Origin of the sequence: Thermostichus vulcanus str. 'Rupite' (genome assembly GCF_022848905.1) — a bacterium.
Lineage (GTDB): Bacteria > Cyanobacteriota > Cyanobacteriia > Thermostichales > Thermostichaceae > Thermostichus > Thermostichus vulcanus_A.
Genome location: NZ_JAFIRA010000006.1, coordinates 35,613 through 59,853 on the forward strand (window position 1 = coordinate 35,613; position 24,241 = coordinate 59,853).

14 protein-coding genes are annotated in these 24,241 nt (G+C 55.4%); 6 read left to right on the forward strand and 8 right to left on the reverse strand.

What is annotated here, in order from left to right; genetic code table 11:
• Nucleotides 1-14 precede the first annotated feature (14 nt).
• Complete coding sequence (locus JX360_RS04025; protein ID WP_244349305.1) at nucleotides 15-992, reverse strand: branched-chain amino acid ABC transporter permease; 978 nt, start codon at nucleotides 990-992, stop codon at nucleotides 15-17.
• Nucleotides 992-1,849 carry a branched-chain amino acid ABC transporter permease gene (locus tag JX360_RS04030; protein ID WP_425244355.1) on the reverse strand — a complete coding sequence of 286 codons (858 nt, stop codon included), beginning with the start codon at nucleotides 1,847-1,849 and terminating at the stop codon, nucleotides 992-994. The genes JX360_RS04025 and JX360_RS04030 overlap by 1 nt, the downstream gene beginning before the upstream one ends.
• Before the next feature lie 235 nt (nucleotides 1,850-2,084).
• On the opposite strand from JX360_RS04030, the gene ylqF reads away from it, so the two are divergent.
• The 5 genes from ylqF (at nucleotide 2,085) to JX360_RS04055 (ending at nucleotide 8,696) form a co-directional block, all read left to right on the forward strand.
• Nucleotides 2,085-2,960, forward strand: coding sequence for a ribosome biogenesis GTPase YlqF (ylqF, locus tag JX360_RS04035; protein ID WP_244349307.1), 876 nt, complete (start codon nucleotides 2,085-2,087; stop codon nucleotides 2,958-2,960).
• Between the two features lie 58 nt (nucleotides 2,961-3,018).
• On the forward strand, nucleotides 3,019-4,317 hold the full coding sequence (locus JX360_RS04040) for a UbiH/UbiF/VisC/COQ6 family ubiquinone biosynthesis hydroxylase (RefSeq protein WP_244349308.1): 1,299 nt from the start codon (nucleotides 3,019-3,021) through the stop codon (nucleotides 4,315-4,317).
• Nucleotides 4,318-4,429: 112 nt separating this feature from the next.
• A complete protein-coding gene (locus JX360_RS04045) occupies nucleotides 4,430-5,869 on the forward strand; it encodes an FAD-binding oxidoreductase (protein ID WP_244349309.1) in 1,440 nt (479 codons plus the stop codon).
• 80 nt (nucleotides 5,870-5,949) lie between these two features.
• A complete protein-coding gene (locus JX360_RS04050; RefSeq protein WP_244349310.1) occupies nucleotides 5,950-6,852 on the forward strand; it encodes an ABC transporter ATP-binding protein in 903 nt (300 codons plus the stop codon).
• A 77-nt stretch (nucleotides 6,853-6,929) separates the two neighbouring features.
• On the forward strand, nucleotides 6,930-8,696 hold the full coding sequence (locus JX360_RS04055) for an ABC transporter ATP-binding protein (protein WP_244349311.1): 1,767 nt from the start codon (nucleotides 6,930-6,932) through the stop codon (nucleotides 8,694-8,696).
• A gap of 57 nt (nucleotides 8,697-8,753) precedes the next feature.
• Here the strand turns inward: JX360_RS04055 and JX360_RS04060 are convergent, their stop codons facing one another.
• Nucleotides 8,754-11,108, reverse strand: coding sequence for a cyclic di-GMP-binding domain-containing protein, MshE-related (locus JX360_RS04060; RefSeq protein WP_244349312.1), 2,355 nt, complete (start codon nucleotides 11,106-11,108; stop codon nucleotides 8,754-8,756).
• 220 nt (nucleotides 11,109-11,328) lie between these two features.
• Here JX360_RS04060 and JX360_RS04065 point away from each other — a divergent pair, with 220 nt between their 5' ends.
• On the forward strand, nucleotides 11,329-12,924 hold the full coding sequence (locus JX360_RS04065) for a UDP-N-acetylmuramoyl-L-alanyl-D-glutamate--2,6-diaminopimelate ligase (protein ID WP_244349313.1): 1,596 nt from the start codon (nucleotides 11,329-11,331) through the stop codon (nucleotides 12,922-12,924).
• Here JX360_RS04065 and carA read toward each other — a convergent pair.
• The 5 genes from carA to hpsA form a co-directional block, all read right to left on the reverse strand.
• Complete coding sequence (carA, locus tag JX360_RS04070) at nucleotides 12,921-14,123, reverse strand: glutamine-hydrolyzing carbamoyl-phosphate synthase small subunit (RefSeq protein ID WP_244349314.1); 1,203 nt, start codon at nucleotides 14,121-14,123, stop codon at nucleotides 12,921-12,923. The genes JX360_RS04065 and carA overlap by 4 nt on opposite strands.
• Before the next feature lie 62 nt (nucleotides 14,124-14,185).
• Complete coding sequence (locus JX360_RS04075; protein ID WP_244349315.1) at nucleotides 14,186-14,734, reverse strand: pilus assembly FimT family protein; 549 nt, start codon at nucleotides 14,732-14,734, stop codon at nucleotides 14,186-14,188.
• A 29-nt stretch (nucleotides 14,735-14,763) separates the two neighbouring features.
• Nucleotides 14,764-15,870 carry a PulJ/GspJ family protein gene (locus JX360_RS04080; protein ID WP_244349316.1) on the reverse strand — a complete coding sequence of 369 codons (1,107 nt, stop codon included), beginning with the start codon at nucleotides 15,868-15,870 and terminating at the stop codon, nucleotides 14,764-14,766.
• Nucleotides 15,871-15,925: 55 nt separating this feature from the next.
• A complete protein-coding gene (locus JX360_RS04085) occupies nucleotides 15,926-16,669 on the reverse strand; it encodes a type IV pilus modification PilV family protein (protein WP_244349317.1) in 744 nt (247 codons plus the stop codon).
• An 89-nt stretch (nucleotides 16,670-16,758) separates the two neighbouring features.
• The gene (gene hpsA / locus JX360_RS04090) at nucleotides 16,759-24,234 is read right to left on the reverse strand and encodes a hormogonium polysaccharide biosynthesis protein HpsA (RefSeq protein ID WP_244349318.1); all 7,476 of its coding nucleotides are present in this window, start codon (nucleotides 24,232-24,234) and stop codon (nucleotides 16,759-16,761) included.
• Nucleotides 24,235-24,241 lie beyond the last annotated feature (7 nt).

Sequence of the window (24,241 nt, forward strand, 5' to 3'; positions counted from 1 at the left end):
GAGTCGCCCCAATCCTACCCTGCTGGATCCTGGTTGTGGGAGAGATCCTGCCTCTGGCCCATTGATGCCGACAGAATCGGCTTCGGCGGGCGTTCTGGCAACAGTCCTTGGGAGCGAGTCAGAAGAATTACCTGGAGGAGGATCCCAATGAGCAAAATGCGCAGTGGGCCAGCCCGCGTCGTCCATTGAGCCGGCAAGCGGTTGGTCAACAGTTCACTCCCCGACCACACCCCCCAAATCACCAGTGCTCCTAACAGAGACCCGCGATTGTTGCCACTGCCCCCCGCGATCAACATCACCCAAACAATAAAAGTGGCAAACTCCGGCTGAAACGCCTCCGGGCTGATGAAATTGACAAAATGGGCGTAGAGGGCTCCCGCCAATCCCATTACCATGGATCCGAGCACAAACGCCTGCAAGCGAAATTTCAGCACACTCTTGCCCGCCGCCAGGGTAGCCGGTTCATCCTCCCGAATTGCCCGCAGCACCCGGCCCCAGGGGGAGCGATAGGCCCGCTCACTGCCCCAGTACACCACCAGCAAAATCAGCAGCACCAACCCCAGGTAGAGCAGCGTATCTTGCCCTGGGATCCAACCGCGAAAGGGGCGAGGAATGCGGGTAATGCCCCGTACCCCATTGGTCAGCCAGCCCTCATTTTTCAGGATTTGGCTGATGATCTCAGCGATGCCGATGGTGGCAATGGCTAGGTAGTCAGAGCGGAGCTTGAGGGTGATGAGGCCAATTAAGAAGGCGATGGATCCCGCTGCTGCCAAAGCCGTGAGAAACCCCACCCAAAAGGGCAGGCCAAACCCACCCAAGTGATCGCTGGTGAGGGGAGTGGTCACAATGGCACTGGCATAAGCCCCTACCGCAAAAAAAGCCCCGACCCCAATGTTGAACATGCCCGCGTAGCCCCACTGCAAATTCAGGCCCAACACCAGCACGCCGTAGATCCCGACCAAAATTAAAAAGAAAATGCCATAGCTCAGCATCAGGCACGTCCTCCAAACAGTCCGGTGGGCCGAATGATCAGCATCAGCACCAAAATGGCAAAGGCCACCGCCGTCTTGTAGGCAGGGCTAATCACCAACGTCGAGAGTTCCTCCGCCACGCCGATCACCAAGCCCCCTGCGATCGCCCCATACGGACGACCAATCCCTCCCAAGATCGTCGCCGCAAAGATCGGCAACAACAGCCGCCAGCCCATGGTGGGGTGCAGACGGGTATCCATGCCCAGAAACATGCCCGCCGCACAGGCCAAAATGGCGCCAATGGCCCAGGTCCAGAGGATAATGCTCTCCGTATCAATGCCAGTGACCTTGGCCAAATCAAAATTGTCAGCCATGGCTCGCATCGCTTTGCCCACTCGGGTGCGTTGCAGGAAGAAATGCAGCGCCACCACCAACAGGGCTGTCCCGAGCAAGATGACCGCCCAGTCGGGTTTGAGTCGTAGCCCCCAAAACCGCCAAGGTAGTTGAAGGCTGCTGCGATACACTTGATTGTTGGGCCCCCAAATAATTTGCACCAAGCTGCGCAAAATCAAGGCTGTGCCAAAAGAGGAGATGAGCAAAATCACCGGGGCTTCCCGACGTAAACGCCGATAGATCAATTGGTCAATCACAACGGCACAGAGTACCGTGGCCAGCGCTGCCGGGATCAAGCTCACCCCGATGGGCCAACCCAAGGACACAAAGCTGAGGCCGAAGTAAGCCCCAAGAGTCATCAAGTCGCCATGGGCAAAATTGGCAAAGCGCAAAATGCCAAACGTGAGGGATACCCCAATGGCCCCCAAGGCATAAATACTGCCCAACACCAGACCATAGATGAGAAGTTGCAACAAACTGGTCACGTGAATGCCATAGAGAGAGACTTTGCACTGATGATGACACGGGATCCACCTCAGCAGGGATCCGACTGGGGAGGATCTGCTCACTTAGGGTTGATTAGAGAAGCCGGCGCTGTATGCAGAGCATCAGTTTGGCCGGTGGATCTCGTGGCTCTCTTTTTTGGGGATTGTGACGGGGAGCAGGCTAAGTTTGACTTCTCTGTTGGCTTTTGATTGTTCACTTCCAACCTCTGGCGACATGAGTTCTCCGGCCATCCAGTGGTATCCCGGCCATATTGCCAAGGCCATCAGCCAGTTGCGCGAACAGTTGCAGCGGGTGGATGTGGTGATTGAGGTCTTGGATGCGCGGATCCCGTTGGCCAGTCGTCATCCAGAGTTGGGTCAGTGGTTGGGAGAAAAGCCGCGAGTTTTGGCCCTGAACAGGGTGGATTGTGTGGATCCCTCCGCTCTCAAGGCTTGGCAGGATTGGTTTACTGGGCAAGGGATCCCGGTTTATCCCACCAATGGCCAGTCGGGAGAAGGGGTAAATCGTCTCAAACAGGCGATCCTGCAGCTGGGGCAATCGGTCAACGCACGGCGCCAACAACGGGGGATGCGACCTCGCGCCATTCGAGCGGTGGTGGTAGGTTTTCCCAACGTGGGCAAATCCGCCCTGTTGAATCGCCTCTTGGGGCGGAGAGTGGCGGAGAGTGCGGCTCGACCGGGGGTGACACGGCAACTGCGCTGGGTGCGCTTGGGTGGCGATCTGGATTTGCTGGATTCGCCGGGGATCATCCCCCCCCTGTTGCCGGATCAAGAGGCTGCAACCAAACTGGCCATCTGTGATGATATTGGCGAGGCCGCCTACACACCAGAGTTGGTGGCAGCCCATTTTTTGGATCACGTGCGGATGGTTCATCCTCAGGCAGAGGCGATTTTGCAAAAGCGCTATGGTTGGTCAGCAGGGATCCCAACCGGAGAAGTGGCTGTGCATGAGTTGGCAGAGCGGCACTACCAAGGGGATCTGGAACGGGCGGCACGGCAGATCCTGAACGACTATCGCAAGGGGTTGTTGGGGCCACTGGCGCTGGAGTTACCCTCGACCCCTCAGGCAACAGCTGGCCCGCAGGAGTGAACAGCCCTACTGTGAACACCCCTAAAATGGAAATTGAGCATCATTGCTGTGATCCCCCATGATCCCTTCGCACCTCTCCGTCTCCTCAACGGTCTCCACCTATTCTGTTGACTTGGATTGTGATGTGGGAATTGTAGGGGCCGGTATGGTGGGATCCACCCTGGCAGTTGCTCTGGGTCAAGCTGGGATCCGAGTCGCATTGATCGAAAGCCGCGATCTGGGTCAGGGGGTCGGGCCGGATGGACGCGCCAGTGCGCTGGCTTTGGGAACGGCGCGTATTCTGGAACGGCTTGGGGTGTGGCCTCTAATGCAGTCTTGGGGGGTTTCCCCCATTCACCGCATTCAAGTCTCGGATGGAGAGAGCCCACTGGTGGCTCAGTTGCGCCGCGAAATGATCCAAGCGCCCGCTCTGGGTTACATCGTGGAGAACCAGATCACCCAAAAAGCCCTGTTGCAGCGGATCCGGGAGTGCCCTTCCGTAACGGTTTTGAGCCCAGCCCAAGTGCAAGGGTTTTCGGCTCGACCCGATCATATGCAGGTGGAGCTGTCCCAGGAGGGATCCCGACACACCCTGCGAACCGCTGTGTTGGTAGGGGCGGATGGAGCTCGTTCACAGCTACGGGAATGGGCGGGGATCCCGGTATCCCGTTGGGGCTATGGGCAGGTGTGCATTGTTTCCACCCTTACCCACGAGTTGCCCCATGCCCAAGTGGCTTACGAACGGTTTCAGCCCAGTGGCCCCTTCGCCATTTTGCCCACCCCCGATCCGCACCGAAGTTGTGTGGTTTGGACCGCCCGACAGTCAGACCGAGAGCGATTGATGAGCCTGCCGGAGGAGGAGTTTTTACAGGCCATTCAGCCCTCCTTTGGCTCCCAGTTGGGGGCTTTGCTGGCGGCTTCCCCCAGGGCTTGTTACGAACCGCAGCGATCCCATGCCCAAACCTATATCGGATCCCGGCTGGCCTTAGTTGGGGATGCCGCCCACACCACCCACCCGGTAGGGGGGCAAGGGGTGAATTTGGGCATGAGGGATGTGGCCGCTTTGACCGCCCTGCTGATCGAGGCGAAAACCACGGGCAGGGATCCCGGTGCTCCGGCCCTACTGCAGGCCTACGAGCGCTGTCGCCGCCCAGAAAACGAACTTGTCCTGTTCGGAACCGATACTGCCAATCGCCTCTTCTCCAACCGGAACGGGCTGCTGCTGATCTTGCGTCGCCTTGGATTGTGGAGCCTGGACTCTCTGCCATTGCTCAAACCGGCATTGATGCGTCAGGCCATGGGGATCCGCCCTCAACAACCGCAATTGCAACAGCTCCCCAGCCTCAGCCACCCGGAGCCGCTGCCCACCCCTGTCTAATCCATCCTGAATCCATCCTGTTTTGAAAGCTACAAAAGTTCAGCCGGGGATCCTCTACTGTGTCTCCACCGCATTTTATGCGACCAAAAACTGACATTCACGGTGGGATCCCATGACCCCAGGACTCCGTCCCGCAGATTTCAAGATCTCTGAGCGCTCTACTGCCCTGACCGCCCTGCAGGAGGAGCTAGAAGGGATCCCTTGCACCACCGAGCCGCAACAACTGAGCAAGCTGTCCATCGACTGGCATACCTTTAGCCCGGTTCTGAGCGAGAAACTGGCTGGCAAGCGGGCGGATATTGTCTATTTCCCCACCAGCGAAGCCGAGGTGATTCGCATCATCCAAGCCTGTGTCCGTCATCGGATCCCCCTCACCCCCCGTGGTGCCGGTACCGGCAACTATGGACAAGCCGTACCTCTAGAAGGCGGTGTGGTGCTGGATATAACCCGCATGCAGTCGATTCTCTGGACGAAAGGGGGAATCATGCGGGTTCAGCCGGGAGTCAAACTGATGGCCATGGAAAAAGAGGCCCGCAAAACGGGGTGGGAGGTGCGCATGGCTCCTTCTACCTTTCGGACGGCCACGGTGGGAGGATTTGTTTCCGGTGGGTTTGGTGGCATTGGCTCCATTACCTACGGGGTGCTACGGGAACGGGGCAATATCCTCGGTCTGCAGGTGGTCACCATGGAAGCCGAGCCGCAAATCTTAGAGCTACGCGGGGAGGCTGTGCATCAGGTCAGTCACGCTTGGGGGGTTAACGGTATCATCACCGAGATGGAAATGCCCCTGGGCATGGCCTATCCCTGGGCGGAGTGCATTGTGGTCTTCGATGATTTTATGCAGTCGGCCCGTTTCTGTCAGCGGTTGGGAGAGTCGGACGGCATCGTCAAGCGGATGATCAGCCTCCATGCCTGGCCAATCCCCAGCTACTTTGTCGCCCTTAAGCCCTATCTACCAGAGGGATCCCATGCGGCCCTATTGCTAATCGCCGAAAACTCCTTGGAACCGCTGGCGGATTTGGTCAAGGAGTGGGGAGGCCAAATCACCTATACCAAGCCGGCTGCCGTTTGCGTCGGCGGGACGACATCCTCAACCGGTAAGGGCATCACCCTAATGGAATATGGCTACAATCACACCACCTTGCATGCCCGCACTGCGGATCCCAGCCTGACCTACATCGACTGCCTCTTCCCTGCCGATCCGGACCTCAAGGCGATGGAATACCTCTACAGAACGTTGGCGGAAGAGATGATGATCCACATCGAGTACCTGCGTCTGAATGGCAAAGTCACCGCCCTCGGCGGTCAGTTGGTGCGCTATACCAGCGAAGCTCGCCTGCGGGAGATCATGCAAATCCATCGGGATCAAGGGGTGCATGTCCACGATTGCCACGATTTCACCCTCGATAGCCTACAGAAGAAAGATGCCAGCAACCGCAACCAACAATTGGAACTGAAAAAACGCACGGATCCCTTGGGTTTGCTGAACCCCGGCAAGCTAAAAGCTTGGATGGAATGGCAAGCGCAACAAACAGGGTCGCCGAGCATGTAACGACCATCAGCGGCTTTGGATGGGTGGGCATTCTTAGCCGCCTGATTGTAGCCTAGTCAAGTGTTTTTATTCCTCCACCCATGTTGGTTGCTCACGATTTGCACAAAACTTATACCAACGTGGAAGTGGTACGCGGCGTAGAACTCACCCTGGATACGGGCGAGGTGCTGGGGTTGCTGGGGCCGAATGGAGCCGGCAAAAGTACCACTATGGGTATGCTCTACGGCATGGTGGTGCCCACACAGGGATTTGTCCGCCTGGATCACCTCGATATCCACACTCAGGGATCCTTGGCCCGCCGCCAAATGGGCGTGGTTACCCAAGATGACAACCTGGATCCAGACTTGAATGTCTACGAGAACCTGATCTGCTTTGCCCGCCATTGTCGCCTCATCGGGCGTGAGGCCAACCATCGGGTGGCGGAGGTGATGGAGCAAGTAAGCTTGCTCGGGCGAGAAAAGGCCAACGTAGAGGAGCTTTCCGGCGGATTAAAACGGCGGTTGGTGCTGGCACGGGCATTGTTGAACAACCCGAAAATTGTCTTTTTGGATGAGCCCACCACCGGATTGGATCCCGATGCCCGCCAAGACTTTTGGAAATTGGTGACCCAACTGCGGCAGGCGGGGCGGGGGGTGTTGCTCACCACCCACTACATGGACGAGGCAGAACGGTTGTGCGACCGGCTGTTGTTGATGCAGCAGGGGCAAATTGTGGATCGGGGCACTCCAGCCCAGCTGATCGAACGGGTGGTGGGGCAGGAGGTTTTGGAGGTGGAAGGGATCCCGGCGGAGCGGATAGAAGCGTTGGCAGAACGGGCGGGGATGTGGTGGCGCCCCTTCAGCACCGGTTTTTTGGTGGTCTTGCCCAGCACCGATCCGCAATCTTTTTTCCATCGCGTTGAAGATGAACAGCCGAGCCGACTGTTGCGCCGCAAAGCCAACCTAGAAGATGTCTTCCTGCGTCTGACCGGGGATCGCCTCTAGAGAACCCAGATAGATCCCTACCGGGGGGATCCGGCTCAGCGCTAGAGTGAGAGAAGACGCAGGGAGTAAGTAAGCAATTGGCCCGATCCAGATCCCATTTACAGCAACTGGCCCACTACCTGCGCCCCTACCAACGGCAAGTGGCTTTGGGGATTGGATCCCTGATGTTGGTGAACGGCTTTGGGGTTTTTCTGCCCTGGTACATCAAGCTGGTGATCGATGATCTGAGCCAAAATCTGGCCTCTTTGCAGGCTCAGCGCATTGTCCTTTATGCCCTGACGGTGTTGGTTGTCTCCAGCCTGATGATGGGGATCCGCATCGCCTCGCGAGTCTGGATGTTTGGGGTGGGTCGGCAGGTGGAGTTTCACCTCAAACAAGCGATCTTCGAACATTTGCTCACCCTGCAACCCTCCTACTTTGCGCAGCAGACCATTGGCGATATCCTTACCCGCATTACCAGCGATGTGGAAAATATCCGGCGGCTACTCGGATTTGCCCTGCTCAATTTGGCCAACACCATCTTTGCCTATGGCACCACCTTGCCGGCCATGTTTTGGATTAATCCGCGCCTGAGCACCTTGGCCCTGTCGGTGTTTCCGGTGATGCTGGTGCTGGTGAAGCTAACCAGTGCCCGGCTACAACAGCAACAATTGCGGGTGCAACAGCGGTTGGCGGAGCTGAGCGATTTGATTCAGGAGGATATAAACGGCATCACCCTGATCAAGGTCTACGGCCAGGAACACCACGAACAAGCGGAATTTCGCCGCCAAAATCAACAGCTTTTACAGGCCAACTTGCGCCTAGCCCTGACCCGCAACCTCCTGTTCCCCTCTCTGGTGGCCTTGGTCAGCCTCAGCTTGTTGGTGTTATTGGCGGTGGGAGGGCCACAAATTGCCTCAGGTGTGCTGACGATCGGCGATTTTTCCGCCCTGACTCTCTACATCGAGCGGCTGGTTTTCCCAACGGCTCTGCTGGGCTTTACCATCACCGCCTATCAACGGGGGCAGGTGAGCCTGGAGCGGATCGATGCCCTGCTGGCGGTAGAACCCACGATTCAAGATGCCCCAACGGCTTTGCCGCTGCTGCCGGAAAGCGTGCGCGGCCAGATCGAAGCCCGTGGTCTGACCTTCTCTTTTGCTGACGCCAAGACCCCGGCTTTGGATCAGTTGCAGTTTCGCATTGAACCGGGCCAGATGGTAGCGATTGTCGGGCCGATTGGAGCTGGCAAATCCACCCTCGCCAATGCGATTCCCCATCTGCTGGAAATTCAGCCGGGGCAACTGTTTTTGGATGGCCGGGATATCACCCAAATTCAACTGGGATCCCTGCGCCAGGCCATCGCCTATGTACCCCAGGAGAGCTTTCTGTTCAGCGCCACGGTCCGTGACAATATCCGCTACGGCAAACCGGAAGCGGAAGATTGGGAAGTGGAGCTAGCAGCCAAAGCCGCCCATATCCACCCGGAAATCCTCAATTTCCCCAAAGGTTATGACACACTCGTCGGGGAGCGGGGGATCACCCTTTCGGGCGGGCAACGGCAACGGGTGGCTCTAGCCCGCGCCTTGCTGGTGGATGCGCCCATTTTAATCCTGGATGACTCCCTCTCCAGCGTCGATAATCAAACCGCCCAGTCGATTCTCTACACCCTGCGCCACGCCACTGCCCAGAAGACGGTGATTTTCATCGCCCATCGCCTTACAGCAGTTGTGGATGCTGATCAAATTTTGGTCATGGAAGGGGGACGGATTGTGCAAAGGGGATCCCATGCGGAGCTGCTGGCCGATACCGAGGGGTTATATGCCTCCCTTTGGGCCAAACAGAAGTTGGAAGAGGTGCTGGTTTGAAGCTGTCCTGGCATCCGACTCCAAACTCCAAAACGAGCTGGAGAGTCCTAAAGACCACTAGGAAGGGCGCTCAGTTTGTTGGGCTTGTGTAAAGGTATGGGCAAAGTAGTTGGCGGTGCTGGGCCGGATCAACCCCTGCTGGACAAGGGTTTCCCCTAGCCGCAGGCCACTTTGCCGATGAACTTGCAGGGCCTGTTGCAGCTGTTCAGCGCTCACCAACCCAGCCGCCTGCAGGTATTCCCCCAATCGCTGACATCCGCCCAATCGCGCCGCATACCCTTCATCACTAAAAAACCGGATGGTGGCCACTTGCAAACCCAGGTGGGCGGTAAGGATATCCGTTAGCCTTCCCCCCTGCCGCTGCCACAGATCTAACACCTCCTGTACCTGCTGCCGGGTGATCAAATCGGCTTTGCGCAAACGGATAAACAGTTGCCGAGACCAAGGAGTAAGCACCGGGGATCCCGTCACCGGATCGGCTTGTAGGGTGCCATCGTCGCTAGGGTCTAGGGCGGGTGTTGGGATCCCTTGAGAAGCTCCAGAAAAGTTGGAGGAGTTAGAAGAGATCCGTTGCTGCCGTTCCAGTTGGGCTTGCAGTAAGCGATTGCGCATCTGCTCCGCCTTCAGTTCCTGTTGCAGAGTTTCCAAACTCTGGCGATAGGACTTCATCAGTTGCTGGGCATTCTGCAGCTGTTGGGCCAGTTGCTGTTGCTCTGCAAAAGTTGCCAGTTTTTTTTGAACGGCTGATAGTTCCTGTCTCAGCCGAGCGGTGGTGGCTTGCGCCTGTTGCAGTTGGGTCTGTTGTTTTTGAGCCAGTTGTTGGTAGTGTTGCTGTGAGGTTTGCGACCGTTGGAGCGCTTCGCCCAATTTGGCGATGTGAGTTTTGGCCTGGTTGAGTTTTTGCACCAGCGGTTGTACCTGCTGAGTCAGGGCCTGGTAGCGCTGTTGCAACGGCTGCATCTGTTTCAAGGTTTGGCTCAGCTTCTGGAGCTGGGTGCGCAGATGTTCCACCTCTTGTCGGGCTTGTTGGGCCTGTTGGCTGGCCTGCTGCTGTTCTGCCAGTTGGGCCTGCAGTTGGTTGATGTGCTCTTGATGGTGCTGCAGTAGAGCTTGCCGCTCTTGGGAGTGTGCTTCTGCCTGTTGAGTTAAGTTGGCTTCCAGCTCATCGATATTGCGATAGAGCTGCAGCACCAACTTTTCCTGCTGAGCAGTTCGCTGTTGCTGTTCAGCCAGGGCTGCTCGCTCACTTTGCAGGGTTTGTTTCAATTGGAGCCATTGAGCTTGCTGGGATCCCTCCCCTTGGGCAACCGCCTGCTGCAGCTTGGCCAGTTGAGCTTCCAACTCCTGAATGCGCCGCTGATAACTACTCACCAAAGCCGCATGGGCATTGGCCTGCTGGGACTGTTGATCGAGGCGACTTTGCAGCTCCGCCTGCCGTTCCGCCAGCAGTTCCCGCAACTGAAAAACCTGCTGTTGATGCACCCGCACCAATTCGGCTTCCGCTTCCGAACGTTCCTGTTGTACCTGTTGCAGGCGGTTTTCCAGGGTTTGGATACGTTCTTCGTAGGCCCGCTGAAATTCCAGCACCTGCTCATTCATACGCTGGATGCTGGCATCCCATTCCCGCTGCTGTAACTCCAGTTCCAGTTCCAGAGCGGCAATGCGGTTGCGATAGCCCATCAACTGGGTGGTGGGAGTGCCCGTTTCCAACTCCAAGTTAGAAAAAGGGATCTCCGTTGGATCCGGCAGGATCACGGGTTTGGGAGTAGGAGCCAAGGACTCCAGGGATCCCTGGTCGCCATAACTTAGCGGCCCCCTGACCACCAACTCTGCTTGCCCGGCTTCGGATTCGCCGACTGAAGGTATGGCCAAATCGACGAGCTCATCCAGTTCTTCTGCATCGGCTGCTTCCACTGGGTCGAACCCTTCCGGCACTGCGCGACTCAGGGCTTGCCAGGCATTGACCCCGGATATCCCTCGCAGTTGTTCTTGTTCGCTCAGGATGTGTTCCAGAACCGCCGGCTGAATCCAGCCTTTCCAGATTAGGATTTCTCCCAATTTGCGCCCATAGCGTCGTTGTTGGGCGAGGGCAATGCGCAGTTGATCAAACTCGATGTAACCGCGGGCCACCAAAATTTCCCCTAAACAGAGGGATTGGCTGGAGGTGAATTGGTACAGTTGCTGCGGTGAAATCCACTGTTTTTCTAGGCAAACCTCGCCAAAGCGCAGATGGGTTTGTTGCTGCTCTCGCAAGGCTTGGGCCAACTGAGCCTGGGTCAATAGGCCAGCCCGTACCAACTGCTGCCCCAAGGGAATGGGCTCTTTCACCCGTGAAACCGGCGATCCAGCAGTACTTTCCCCTAACCCGGTCATATCGCTAGGGGGCTCGGGGATATGGGAAAAGCCAGTCATGGATGACTCAATTCCTCAGAGGGATGGGAACAGGAGGGAAAGCAGAAGGCTAGCCAGATTATAGATCAGACGTTTTGAGATACTGGTGTTTTTGCGGTTGCTTAATGGTTAGGTTATACACTTTTTTGGAGTCATTACACGGACGATAAGCTAAACTACCCCTAGTCAGGTGAGTCGCCCAAGAGGTAGCGTAGGCTCCAGGGATATGGGGGCTAGGGGGATGGAAGCGGTCAGTATCGATCTTCAGAACTTGTTCAAACAGGCAGGGATCCAACCGCACTTGGCCCAGGGATCCCTCAATGGGGTGAGGGTGAGGGGTCTCTGTACCGACTCTCGCCAGGTAAAAGCAGGGGATCTGTTTTTTGGGGTGTTGGGCACTCAGGTGGATGGAGGGCGGTTTGTTCACGCAGCTCTACAGGCCGGGGCTGGGGCAGCCTTGATCTCCCAAGAGGCTTGGGCCAGCGTCGGTTCTGAATCTTTACAAGTCTTCTCCGCGCCGATCGCGACAGCGGGACGTAGTCCTATTTTTCTCCTGCCTGCTGCTGCTCTCTCCCAAGGGATAGCCCAGGTGGCGGCTGCTTTCTATGGCTTTCCCGCTCGCCATCTCACTCTAGTAGGGGTAACCGGCACCAACGGCAAAACCACCACCACCCATTTGATCGAATATCTTTTGCAGGCAGCGGGCCGGCCTACTGCCCTACTCGGCACCCTCTACAACCGCTGGCCTGGACATAGCCAGATGGCCACACACACCACCCTGTTTCCCATCGAGCTACAGCGGAGCTTAAACGAGGCTTACAGCGCCGGGGCGCAAGTGGCGGTGATGGAGGTGAGTTCTCATGCCCTTGCCCAGGATCGGGTATGGGGCTGTTCGTTTCAGGCGGCGGTTTGGACGAACCTGACCCAGGATCATCTGGACTTTCACCCCACCCTGGAAGACTATTGGCAGGCGAAAGCCACCCTCTTCCAGCCGGAGTATCTCCAGGGGCGGGCCTTGATTAACTGGGATGATGCCGGCGGCCGACGGCTCTTGGCAGGATGGGATCCCGCACAGGCCGGTGCTACCCAGCCGGAACCTTGGGCTTATTCTTTACAGCCGCTACAAGGGCTCCCGGGATTATGGCCCACTGAGGTGGAGTTGCACGCCACAGGTCTGAAAGCAACCCTCCACACCCCGGTTGGTTCTGGTGCGGTCGAGGCCCCCCTCGTGGGATCCTTTAACCTGTCCAATCTCTTGGCAGCCGTAGGGGTAGCCCTGCACTTGGGGATCCCCCTCGAAACCATTCAAGCGGCTTTGCCCCATTTTCCAGGTGTACCGGGGCGGGTGGAACGGGTGACGGTGCCGGGGCAGGACATTACCGTGATTGTGGACTATGCCCATACACCCGATGGGTTGGACAACCTGTTGCGGGCAATCCGACCGCAGGTGCAAGGACAACTGATCTGTGTGTTTGGCTGTGGGGGGGATCGGGATCGGGGAAAACGACCCCAGATGGGCCGCATTGCTGCCGAATGGGCAGATCAGGTGATTGTCACCTCCGATAATCCCCGTACCGAGGATCCGCAGCGGATTTTAACGGATATTGTCGCTGGGATCCCGCTGTCCCCTAAGTTGGTCGAGGTGGATCGTCGTCAGGCCATCCAACAGGCCATTCTCTCGGCCCAGCCCGGAGATACGGTGGTGATTGCCGGCAAAGGCCACGAAGACTATCAAATTCTCGGTACCCAAAAGATCCACTTCGATGACCGCGAAGAAGCCCGCCGTGCCCTTGCCCTGCGCACCTGTGGATCAGAGGGGATCCCGAACCCAGACTAAGCGCCAGACTGGGAACGATTCTTCAGCATCAATTCCACAAACTCCTGGAACAGGTAGTCTGCATCATGGGGGCCGGGACTGGCCTCTGGGTGATACTGCACCGAAAACAGGGGCAACTGCCGGTGCCGGATCCCGGCCACGGTACGATCGTTCAAGTTCAAATGGCTAATCGCCGCCAGTTCAGACGGGATCGACTCTGCATCGACGGCAAAGCCGTGGTTTTGGCTGGTGATCTCCACTTGCCGCTCCAATCCACAGGGATGATTCAGCCCGCGATGGCCAAATTTCAGCTTAAAGGTGGATCCGCCCAGGGCGAGGTTGAGGATCTGATGCCCCAGACAAATGCCAAATAGGGGTTTCTGGGTTTGCAGCAGCGCTTGGGCCGTTCGAATCGCTTGCGTTTCCGCAGCGGGATCCCCTGGCCCATTGGAAAGAAAGACCCCATCCGGCGCGTAACTGAGCACCTGTTCCGGCGTGGCATCGGCAGGCAACACCATCACCCGGCAGCCGTAACGGGTCAACCGCCGCAGGATATTCCGCTTAATGCCAAAGTCCAAAGCCACCACCCGCAACGGCGGATCCGGCACTGGGATCCCTTGGCTGCGCCCATAATCCCAGTCGGCAGGGGTGGGTTCCAGCCATTCATAGGGTTGGGGAGTGGTAACCTCCGCCACCAAACTCAGCCCCTGCATGGAAGGTGCTGCCCGTACCTGCTCCAGCAATGCTTTTGGATCCAAAATCTCGGTGGAAATGGCCCCATTCATCACCCCTTGCGAGCGCAGCCGCCGCGCCAGAGCGCGGGTATCCACACCGGTAATGCCCGGGATCCCGTGCTGGCGTAGGTATTCGGGCAGACTGCCGGTGGCTCGCCAAGAGCTAACCAACCGGGATACATTGCGAGCAATAACCCCCTTGGCCTGGGGCCTAGCCGACTCTTCATCCAGGTTGTTCACGCCAGTATTGCCCAATTCCGGGCAGGTAAAGGTAATCAGCTGCCCCCGGTAGCTGGGATCCGTGATCACTTCCTGGTAACCGGTCATGCCGGTGTTGAAGACCACTTCGCCAATAGCAGTGCCAGATGCACCAAATGACCACCCTGAAAAAGAGGTACCATCAGCCAGTACCAGCAGCGCCGGTCGAAGAGTCTGCCGAAGCTTTTCAAGCTTGTTTTCCTGTGCAAGTGCTGGTGAACTAGCCATGCAGCATCCAATCAATCTAAGCTTTACTGCCTGACCATAATACCTTTCTTAGCAAACCGACACTAGCTAGCTTCCTCATTATCTGTTGCACCAGCACAGGCAGGGTTGTTATCCTTACGAACTGTACCCAAAAGGGTACTGACTATGACACAACGATTTTCCCCCTGAGAATAGGTGCTGCTCACAACAAACCGACCCAAGAAACGGGCCCGACCCTCTGAGTCAAAAACAGCTCTTCCACCATTAAAGTTGTTGGCCACCGTTACATAATTATTCAATCGAACTCGCTGACAAGAAGCCGGTTCATCACACAGAGCATTTTCATCTTCAATAACAAGCGTAGGCACGTTGGGATCCGTATTATCAACAGCAACCACCCAAGCTCTACCTCGTAGAGATGCTCTCGCATTGGTGCGGGCAGTACGTAAAGCTCTCTCAACACGATTTTGTGCATCATCCAACTGGATCCGTGCCCATATGTTGATCCCAGACGGAATAGTGATCACAGCCAGAATGCCAACAATAACAATGACGGCCAAGACCTCTGTTAGCGTGAAGCCTCTTGCTCGAACAGTTCTACTCAGGCTAGACATCTTAATAGGGGCAAACATAGGTACGCACTCCCACTTGATCGAGTAGTTCAGGCTTGTCGATTAAACACGCCACGGGACAAAACCTGAGTTTGCATGGTTGTCAGATAGCGAGAGATCTGCTCTGCATCAACACTGGTTGCGTCCTGAATATATCGCCGGAAAAGGCCAGGATTTGAGCGCTCCATAGCCGTCGCAGTGATATTAATAATCACATCCTGAGGTAGATTTGCAGCGGCACTGCGGCGAACACAGACATAAAAACCCACGTCATTTTCGTTCGTATTCAGTCCACTAAAAGTTACTGATGCAGGCTTACCTCCCCCAAACGCATATCCTTGAGGGCAAGCAGGAGCCACCTGTGGACTCCCTTGACGGCTGCTAAAGATATTCGAGACTAAGGAACGTGGTACACCTCCAGTTGTACCTGCCTGATTGGCAATGGGAGTCTGATCATCCGGAACCCGAGGCCAACTCAAGAAACCGGCCTGAAAGGGATCCGGATCCTCTACAAAGAATGGGCTACGGGCAGTACAGTCTTCATTGAAAGGTTGCAACTCAAAACGAGTAATCCGGGCATTTCCCTCCCAAGGAGTTGTTGAGCCATCCGCTAAATTGCCAGCATTATTGTAGTTACGTCGTAAGTAGTAAACCACTAAGGTGTATATGTTGCGCCTACGGCGAATATTTTCCCAATCACCTACATTGTTTGGCAAGAATCCAGCAGGTGGGTTGGCAGGTAAGATTGCGCGACCCTCTCGAATGTCCTGTAGTGTTGGATCGCCTGCATAACAGGCTTGAGGAATCGGGCTAAGTTTCCAGAAAGCAACAACAGGGATGCTTCCAGCAGGTCTGCGAATCCAACCTGGATCGTAAAGCTCCTCAATTAGATCAGGGATCCCATCTCCATTAGGCTGCTCAGCATCATTATAAATATAGAGCGCTTCGGCCAAATCTTGCTGAATATACTGCATAGCTTGGGTAAGCTCTGCTTGTACCTGAGTTCGCCCGGTCTCTTCTCGATCTACCCGCATCGTTTGGATAACGATGCCACCGGTGGCAGCTAGAAAGATGGATGCCATCAATGCAGCAACCAACAACTCGATCAGAGTAAAGCCCAAAACACGCTTGAAGCTTTGGCGAAAGAGTTTACCCATGGCTCAATACCGTTGATCGTGTTGCTTGTCTTGTAGAGTTGTGTACACTCAATATCTAAAGGCTAGGAACAGGAACAGGGAAGGCATCACAGCTATTAGTTGGGTTGGCAGTAGTAGCCAAAATTCCCCGACAAACATCTCCCAAATCAGCAGCCAAGTTAATTTCTAAAATTGAGCTCGCCATCGGAAACAGCCAAACATCGGCGTTGGCTAAGTTCTGATTAGCTGAAACTGACTCAGTCCGCAACCCAGGAAGCGCTTCTCGTGTCGCTTGGTTAAAAGAAAAACGGTGGTAAACCCTTACCCCCATCAAGAATGTGCAGGGGACTCCGACAATGACAGTGTTGTTGCGTCGGTCAATACAGTCTCCACCACTGTTTCGAAAGCTTTGGATGACATACTCCTCGGGGTTGCGCCCAGGCAGCTCAATTTGGGCCAAGCGAATAGAGTAATTTCCACCATCAGTATCCATATTGGCTGGCGGTGGGGTGCTATCTAAGGGATCCGCTCCAATTCTGGGTAGCCGAGCCAGTTGAACGGGATTCTGAAAAGCACCCGGACTCGCCGCTAGCTCCAGATCAACCAGAGTCCGAATGCGATCAACCTCTGCTTGGGCGAGTTGATTGGCGACTTCAACGCGCTCTGACATGGCACGACGATAGGCCACTAAGGTGAGGGCAGGGACAAGAGCCGCCATGGCGATGGCCACAATGATCAAAGAAGCCAAGACTTCGATAAGAGAAAACCCACCCTCTTGCCACCGATGGCGAAGGAGCAGCCAATTCGTCAACCGAGCCATTGCCGGATTCTCCCTAACGACCCTTTACCCTTTATCCAATACACACCTTTACTCTAACTGTACCCACAAGTCACAGAGGCGCCATCTCATCAGTTGAATTCTCCACAACCGCCAATTTGTGCAGCACCCTCCAGGTTGACTCCTGCCTGAGCCTGTAAGGCACAGCGTAGGCGACGCACATACGGATCCTGTGGATCCAGTTCCCGCAAGAATTCTGTGCGGGTATTGGAGGGGAATTGGAAACGAGCCGACACAGGGCTGAAGCGACGGGCAATTTGCAAACCGACATCGTAGCCAAAGCGGCGGTTGGGTGGGAAGTAATAATCAAACCCAAGGACATTCGTTGGATCGGCCACCAGATTAGGCGGCTCAAAACTTCGCTGCAGGAATGGCCCGGTTGCATAGGTGCTGTAGTTCAGTTGAATCATGGATCCACTGAAGAACAGATCCTGATTCCGCCACAGCTCATTCAGGCGCAAGAAGTTGTGCATCCCACCACTGGGTTGGTTAAGCCGAGGGGGAACAATACCGCTAATGGCAACCGCATTGACCCGCGTTGACGAAGCCGGTTGCAACTGATAGTTGGTAGTTCCGTTATCATTGCGGCGTCGATTGGCAAGGGTGGCGGAGGCCAATTCTTGGAAATTGGGGATCGGTATCGGGCGGCGGGTCACTTCATCCAGAATCACGCCCAAAACTGGGTTGGTACCCGCAAAGCCAGTTGTTGCCGCATTGATGTTGAGCGTAAACGGCTCAACATTCACCCATTCCTGCTGTCCACCATCGCTGCCGTTGCGATCAACCTGAATCTGGATCGCATTCCCACTCGGCTTGACATAGAAGCAGAGCCCATTCTGAATGCTCTCTACACCTTTATCGTCGATGTAGTAACCGTCCAGATAGGTAGAGGTCGGGGTGTAGGTTTGGGCCGTAGCGTTGTTCACACGGGCATAGGGGTTCAGCACCATCTGAGGTTGTACGCCAGGGATATTCCCAAACAGAGGATCCCGATCAACAACAATATTGACGGTTGGATCTTTAGGATCAGGGACAAATTTTAGAGTGCTGGGGCGGCTGGCACCTGTATAGGCCGTGTACTTAAAGGTGGTATTGAAGTTGGGTCGGAACACTCCCGGCACCCAGAAACCTTTATCGATAGGATTAACCTCCTCTTCTCCACAGCGAATTTCTCCGCTGCTGTTGAGGAGTTGCCGCCGCAGTTGCCGCGCCCAATTATCGGTACCCGCAGCAGGAGTTCCGGGAATCTTAGCTCCAATATTCTCGGCGGGTCGGATGCCGGGTTCTTTGCTAGGATTGGCAATTTGGCTCGAAAGCAAGCCACTGGTTAAGCCATTGCGGGCGGCATAGGCTGGCTCTCCAAATACCCAATTAAAGGCAGCTTGCAAGGCTTCCGATACACTCGGCCAGTGGGGTTCTACTTTGGCAGCTTTCACTTCCAGAACAGGTGAAAGCTCCGGCTGTAGAGCAATCGTTACACCTTCGGGAACAGGAGGGACAGCGGCTACTGTATTGACACTGATGGTCTCCGGCTCCGGCTCCACTTCAATTTCCCAAACCGGGCGCAGATCAAGAGTGTTGGGCTTAACGGCTACCCGTTCTCCCAACGGTGTGTCGAAGGGGGAGTCGGGAGCAAACGTAGTAGGTCCACAGGGCTTGCCGGTGCAGGTGATCGTCTGGGTCTCGGTCTTGGTGGCCGAACAGGTGGGGCTGCTACCAGCAGCTAGAGTACCCGTTCGGGTTTGGTTGAGAGGCTGGCTGGTGCCGCAGGCAATAGTCAGGCTGTCGCAGGTAGGAGACCAAGGCCCGTACTCGTAATTGCACGTAGCTGGGCAAGTAACGGTTTGGCTTTGGCTTTCGGTATAGCTCCCTTTACAGACCGAAGTACAGGTGCGAGAACGAGTCTGGGTCACCTTGGTGCCACCATTGGCCACAGTACAGGCCGGACTCCAATCCGACCAGTTGCCACAAGTTGGGCTAGGTGGTGAGCAGGTGATGGTTTGGGTTTCAGTTTGGGTGAAGGGAGGATTGGTCGTACACAGAGGAGTGACTGTGCGGCTACGGGTTTGGGTAATCTGAGTCCCATTGCACTGCTGGGTTTGGGTACAAGCGGGCGACCAAGGCGACCAATTCCCATAAGTAAATTGAGGCTGACAGGTGACTAGTTGAGTTTGTGGTGTAGGAGGAGTACCAGGACATCCCGCAGGGAGCGTGGCCGTTTTGGTTTGGGTGATGGTGGTTGCAACACAGATTGTCGTATCACAGGCGGGTCCCCAACCAGTCCAAATGGGATCACAGTTCAGCGACGCAGCACATTTGGCTTGAACGGAGGGATCCTTGACGGTTTTGGTTTGATCCGGCTCACAGGGTTTGTTGACCGGCGGTATCGGTTTCAAATAGCGCAGATCGTAGCTTTCTGCAGATTGGCCATCGGGGTTGGTGCTAAAGCGAACAAAGGCATTCCCTCCGTTTTCGTAGGCTTGGATTTCCACTAGGTAAGGGGAGGGCTGGGATGGATCCGCACACTCCAACTCCACCCGTAAAGTCGTCTGGGCATTACCACTATCAAACCAAGACTCCACCCCGGCAGCATTCGGCCCCAAGTTCAGGAAAGTCCCACTCCCTGCTGAAGCATTTCTGAAGGTGGCTGTAGAGGCATCCCGCCGCCGAATCACAATTCTTCCGCCATCATCCGTATTCAGGTTGTAGTTCACCAATCCCGGATAACGGGGATAAAGCTCACCCACCCAGCGCACAACGAAAAAGTCATTCCCCTGGTTATTACCGCTGGGGCTTCCCCCACTTCTGCGCCGCCAGCAAGAACGCAGATGGTTGAATTGATTGGCTTCAAAGGTGAAGTCCACTACACCATTGTTGGGAGGATTATTGTTATAGGCAATGCGAGGATTGCCCAGGGGCACATAGGAGTAGCCAATATCATCGGCATCGATGACCAGGCCACCTGTCTCGGGTTCACCACAACTGGGATCCCAGAAGAAATCCCCACGATCCCGGCGATCTGGATCGGGATCCGGAGGGATGAAAGGAGCTACAGGGGGCCAAGGATTCGGAGGAGAGAGAATGGGCACCGACAGACGACAGGTGGGTAACAAGATATCAGCCAGAGAGCCGTTACAAGAAGTCAGTGCGTTGTTGTACAGTCGCCGCTTGAAGGGCGAGTTGGAGTCTATGGAACCACTACCACCAAACTGGTAGTTAAAGCCTCCCCAGCTGGGGAAAGAACCTTCACTGCGAGCAAACCCTGCCAGATTGCTGACATTGTTGATGGCATCCCGCACACAGGCCCATCTCTGCGCCGTGGTTGCTCCGCTGGCGAAGCTACAGGTGGGAGCACCTGTAGAGGCACCCACATTTTCAGGGATCCCTTGACCCGGATAAATCGGATCCGGCCAGCGCACCGAACGCAAATAGGGCAGGTTGGCCGTTCGGGCAGCTGAATCCAACGGGCCAGCATTGCCGGTGGCCGCAAAGTTCGTTCCATTGCGGTTGTACTGGTTCTGAGGACTGGAGAGCCAGCCGTTGTAGTACTCGGCCAGCAACCCAGACCCATTCGGCACAGGGCAAGGCCCAGGCGGAGCTACCATCACCCAACGGGAGGTGTCTATCACCGGGTTACCCAGGGCAGAGATGCGGGTACCGAAGGCGGCATAGCCCAGATCGGGTGCTCGCAACTGCCGCACCTGCGGCACTCCGCCTCCCGCTGTTCTGTCATCGTTGCTGGGATCCCCATCCGTATTGTCAAAGCGGGCAAAGACTGTATCTCTAGCAAACAGATCTGGCCAACCAGGCTGGTTGGTGTTGTTACCTAGGTTTTGCGCACCGCCGGTATTGTCAAAGCGAAGTACCCCTGCTCCTGCATTGTTGGGATCCGGAGCCGGCCAATTGTTGCCCCTGATCACCAGGGCTTGGTTGAGGAAGGAGGTATTGGCTCCCAAATTAGGCCCAGTGCAGCCGTAGTATTGGTTACGACGGGGAGCAGAAGCGCGTCCACTTTGATAGTCTCGATTCGCCACAAAGCTAGAACCACCCCCATTGAGGGTGCCATCCTGAATCAACCCATCGTCAATGCTGCCATCACAGAAATCTGATGAGAGGATATTCACCGAATCTCCCAAAATGTCAGCGGGCCGCCATAGATCCCCTAGAGCACGGGCAAAGTTCGCATTTTCATTTTGACGAAGCCGACCGTAGAAGTTGTTGTAGAGGCCATCTCCACCGAAAGTGAGCAAATTCGTAAATTCTTCCAGACGATTCCCATTAGCGTCTTGGTGGAGGTTAAAGTCCCCTTGAATGTAAACAGGGTTATCGGAGATAAAGGACAAACCAAATATAGCCTCGTCTGGATTTAAGCCTCCCCGCCGCAATACCGCCCCATTCCGCAGTCGGAATCCATAGGGCCGCCGATCCGGGTCGGCGTAGTAGTCCACTGGCTTTGGACTTAAGCCTGTGTTATCGGGAGGTACGTTGGATACTGGGGGATCCCAAACTGTTTGGTTATTAACCGTACCCCGACCTGGCTGTCCTGCATTCATCACGCCAGCGCTACCCAACTCCCCTCTGGCATTGTTGTTGCGCCAGGCGGTTTGGTAACCGGCAAAGTTTCCAAGAGGTGGGCGTGCAATAGCATCTTCTCGCACAGCATCTTCCCGGAAGGCATAGAAAATCCCCCCTTCCCGATTCTCTTCAATCCCAGCAGGTAACCAGGTATCGCCACCAATTAGACCGTTGGCTTGATTGTTGACGTTGTTGGTCAGTAGAGCCAAGTCCACATTCAAGGCCCGAACCGCCATTGCTTCGCGCCCATCGTAAAAAACAGAATCCTTGAAGGGCACGCGATGACACTGTGTACCAATCCGAATCAGTTCAAACTGGTTGCTGTTAGGGCCTGGCTCAATTCCCCCAGATCCAGAAGGACAAGCTTGGGGCGCATGGGGCAAGGCCCAGTTGCCAATTCCAGCTCGAGGCTGTAAAGCAACTTGGCTTAAGTCATTTACAGCTTGATATCTGACTCTGTTAGGCAAGAAGGAGTAGGCTGCGCGTCGCTCTGTCTCTAGTGGATCCGTCTCATCAAAGAAAGAAGTAGTTGAAGGAGTGATTGGGAAGATATAGCGCAGAGGCAAGTAAAAACGATGAACAGGTTCCCCAGTAGCAGAATTGGTGTCTCGCTCCCCTCTCCGGCTTGCGTCAATGTCATTCCATAGGATCTGGGCTGCCGGATCCCCTTCCTCAGCAGCAGTCTGAATACGCAGGATATTGTCTGCCAACATCCCCAGCATGCAACCTGCCGTTTGCAGAGTGGTCCGATCTGCCAAACTCAGCCCATTTAGATTGGCCGGGTCATTGTTGACAATCTCAATGGCTCGCCGCAGTTCCGAGAAGTTCCCAAAGGCAGTGATGAACGGATCCGGATGAATCCGTCCCGGCTCTTGGGTGGGAGGAAAGGCCCCTTGGGGATCCCCGGCGAAATTGGCCAAGTTGGTTAAGGCCGTCCACAGGGGAGTACCAGGAGTCAACCGATTCTGCATAGGAGCAGGATCATATTCCCAAACATTGGTTCCCTGACCTGTGAAGAAGTTGATCCCCAACTGATTGGTTTGGCTACCTAAGGGGAAAGTAGAGGCTCGTCTCAAGCTATCTGGGGAAGCAGGGTGAGCCACTGTCGCCAAACAGGCTACAGGGAAATTTCCATTATTTTGGCTGTAGTGATAAACAGCAGTTGCTTGAACTGCTGCTGGATTGTCTCGAAGGGTTAGGCGCTGCCGTGCTTCGTTGCTGATGAAAAAGGGCTGCAAACCCGTTAACTCGCTTGTAGGGGGAACCAGAGGCAAGGGCAGAGTATCTGTCCGAGTGAGTTCCAACCGCTGTCCAACAATGACCCGTAAGCCTTCAAACCGAGAACGTCTCTCCCAATAACCATCTAGCCCTACTTCAGACAAAGCCCCTGGAGCAGGGTTTTCCGCGGTTAAGGATTCATTCTGGTTATTTACAGCAGTTCCAGGAATCAATTCACCTGCGGTTTGATTAAAAGTTGCTGCAAAAGTTGGGACATCACAACCAGTATTGGGATCTGGTGTGATGGGTGGTCGGTCATAACTGGCTTTGGGACCAAATCGATTGTCCGCCCGATATACATCATCCACATAGGGGGGACAAACCTGTGTTGGGCCAGCTTCAAAACCACCTGCATCCACACGTCCCGGTGGCCCAGAAGTGGGGCTTCTCCTTACATTAATGGGAGAAGTTGCCCACCCCTCAGGATCACGTGTATAGCTTCCTCGATTACGAGTTCGGCCAAAAAGCTGAAGCTCGAGAGGATCTAGCGCTACATTCTCAGGAGTTGTACCGTTTTGAACCGAATCAAAATTCAGATTGTTGAGGCGCGGATAGGGTTGGCTCGGCTCTACATCCGCCAAGCCAGGGTGTGCATCGAAGATTAAATTGTCACTCGCTTCCTCTCCCGCATATCCAATAGCTCCTGCAACCAGTTCTCCAAAGGCTTTAATTTCGGAGTTATCTGCAGGCATGTAGAAGCAAGACTGCTCGGAGCTAATGGTAAAGGCGCGAAACAGATTATTCGGCCCATAGCGGAAGAAGAGACTCCCTCCGGCATAAATGGCTCCGTTCCAGTTGTAGCCGGGAGTGAAGAAATACTCCATGTCTCCCCGACTAAATGCCCCCCACTTATTCAACAAATCTCGCCGACGATCCTGCTGAAATTGCAAAGCAGAAATGGCGCGAGTTGTGGAGTCAGCCCCTTGAACCGGTAGAGTGACTGCATAAACCTGGAAAGGCTTGTACAATGCAGAGCCAACTTGAAACCAGTCGCCGACATTAGGGTTGACGGTTTGGTCGGTCGGAGCATCTGTACACCCTGCTAAGGCTGACCCTTGCAGTGGGCCACTGCGGATCATTAACCGACGCGCCCGCTCAGTATCGGTCAAATCGTTGTCTTCAAAATCATTACCGGCAGCCCGACGCGTGCTGAGAATCGTATAAACGGTTACAGAGTCATCGGTGCCATTGTTGTCAGTGTCCACCAAGAACCACCAAGCGGGTGCCCGCACTGGGACATTAACAAAATTCCCAGAATTAGGGGGATCCTCCACCTGAATATCAGTGGTGATCACAAATTGATTTTCATCAGGTAAGATATAAGGCTCGTCATCATTCCTAGTGACAAGAACCCCATCATTAATCAGAGCTGAGGAGAACTGAGCATCTGTGGGGGCACTGTTGGGAAGACGAGGATCCCGAATCAGGAAATCAATCTTGGCTCTAGCCCGATCAATGGCTGCATTTAGCTGTCGGCTAACGGTTTGGCCAGCCCGCTCCACTTGAGTTTGCACACTGCGCTGAGTCGAGCGGGTCAGCAAGCCCACCGTTACCAAGCTCAGAACAAGAACGATGAGAATTGCAATTGGCAGAACAAAGCCCTTCTGCCGAATCTTGTGGCGACTCACCCGTGTCTTCAAGGAGCCAAGCAAGCGCAGGGTAAGCTTGAGCAGCAGGGTGGAAGGAGCAGGCATGGCCGTA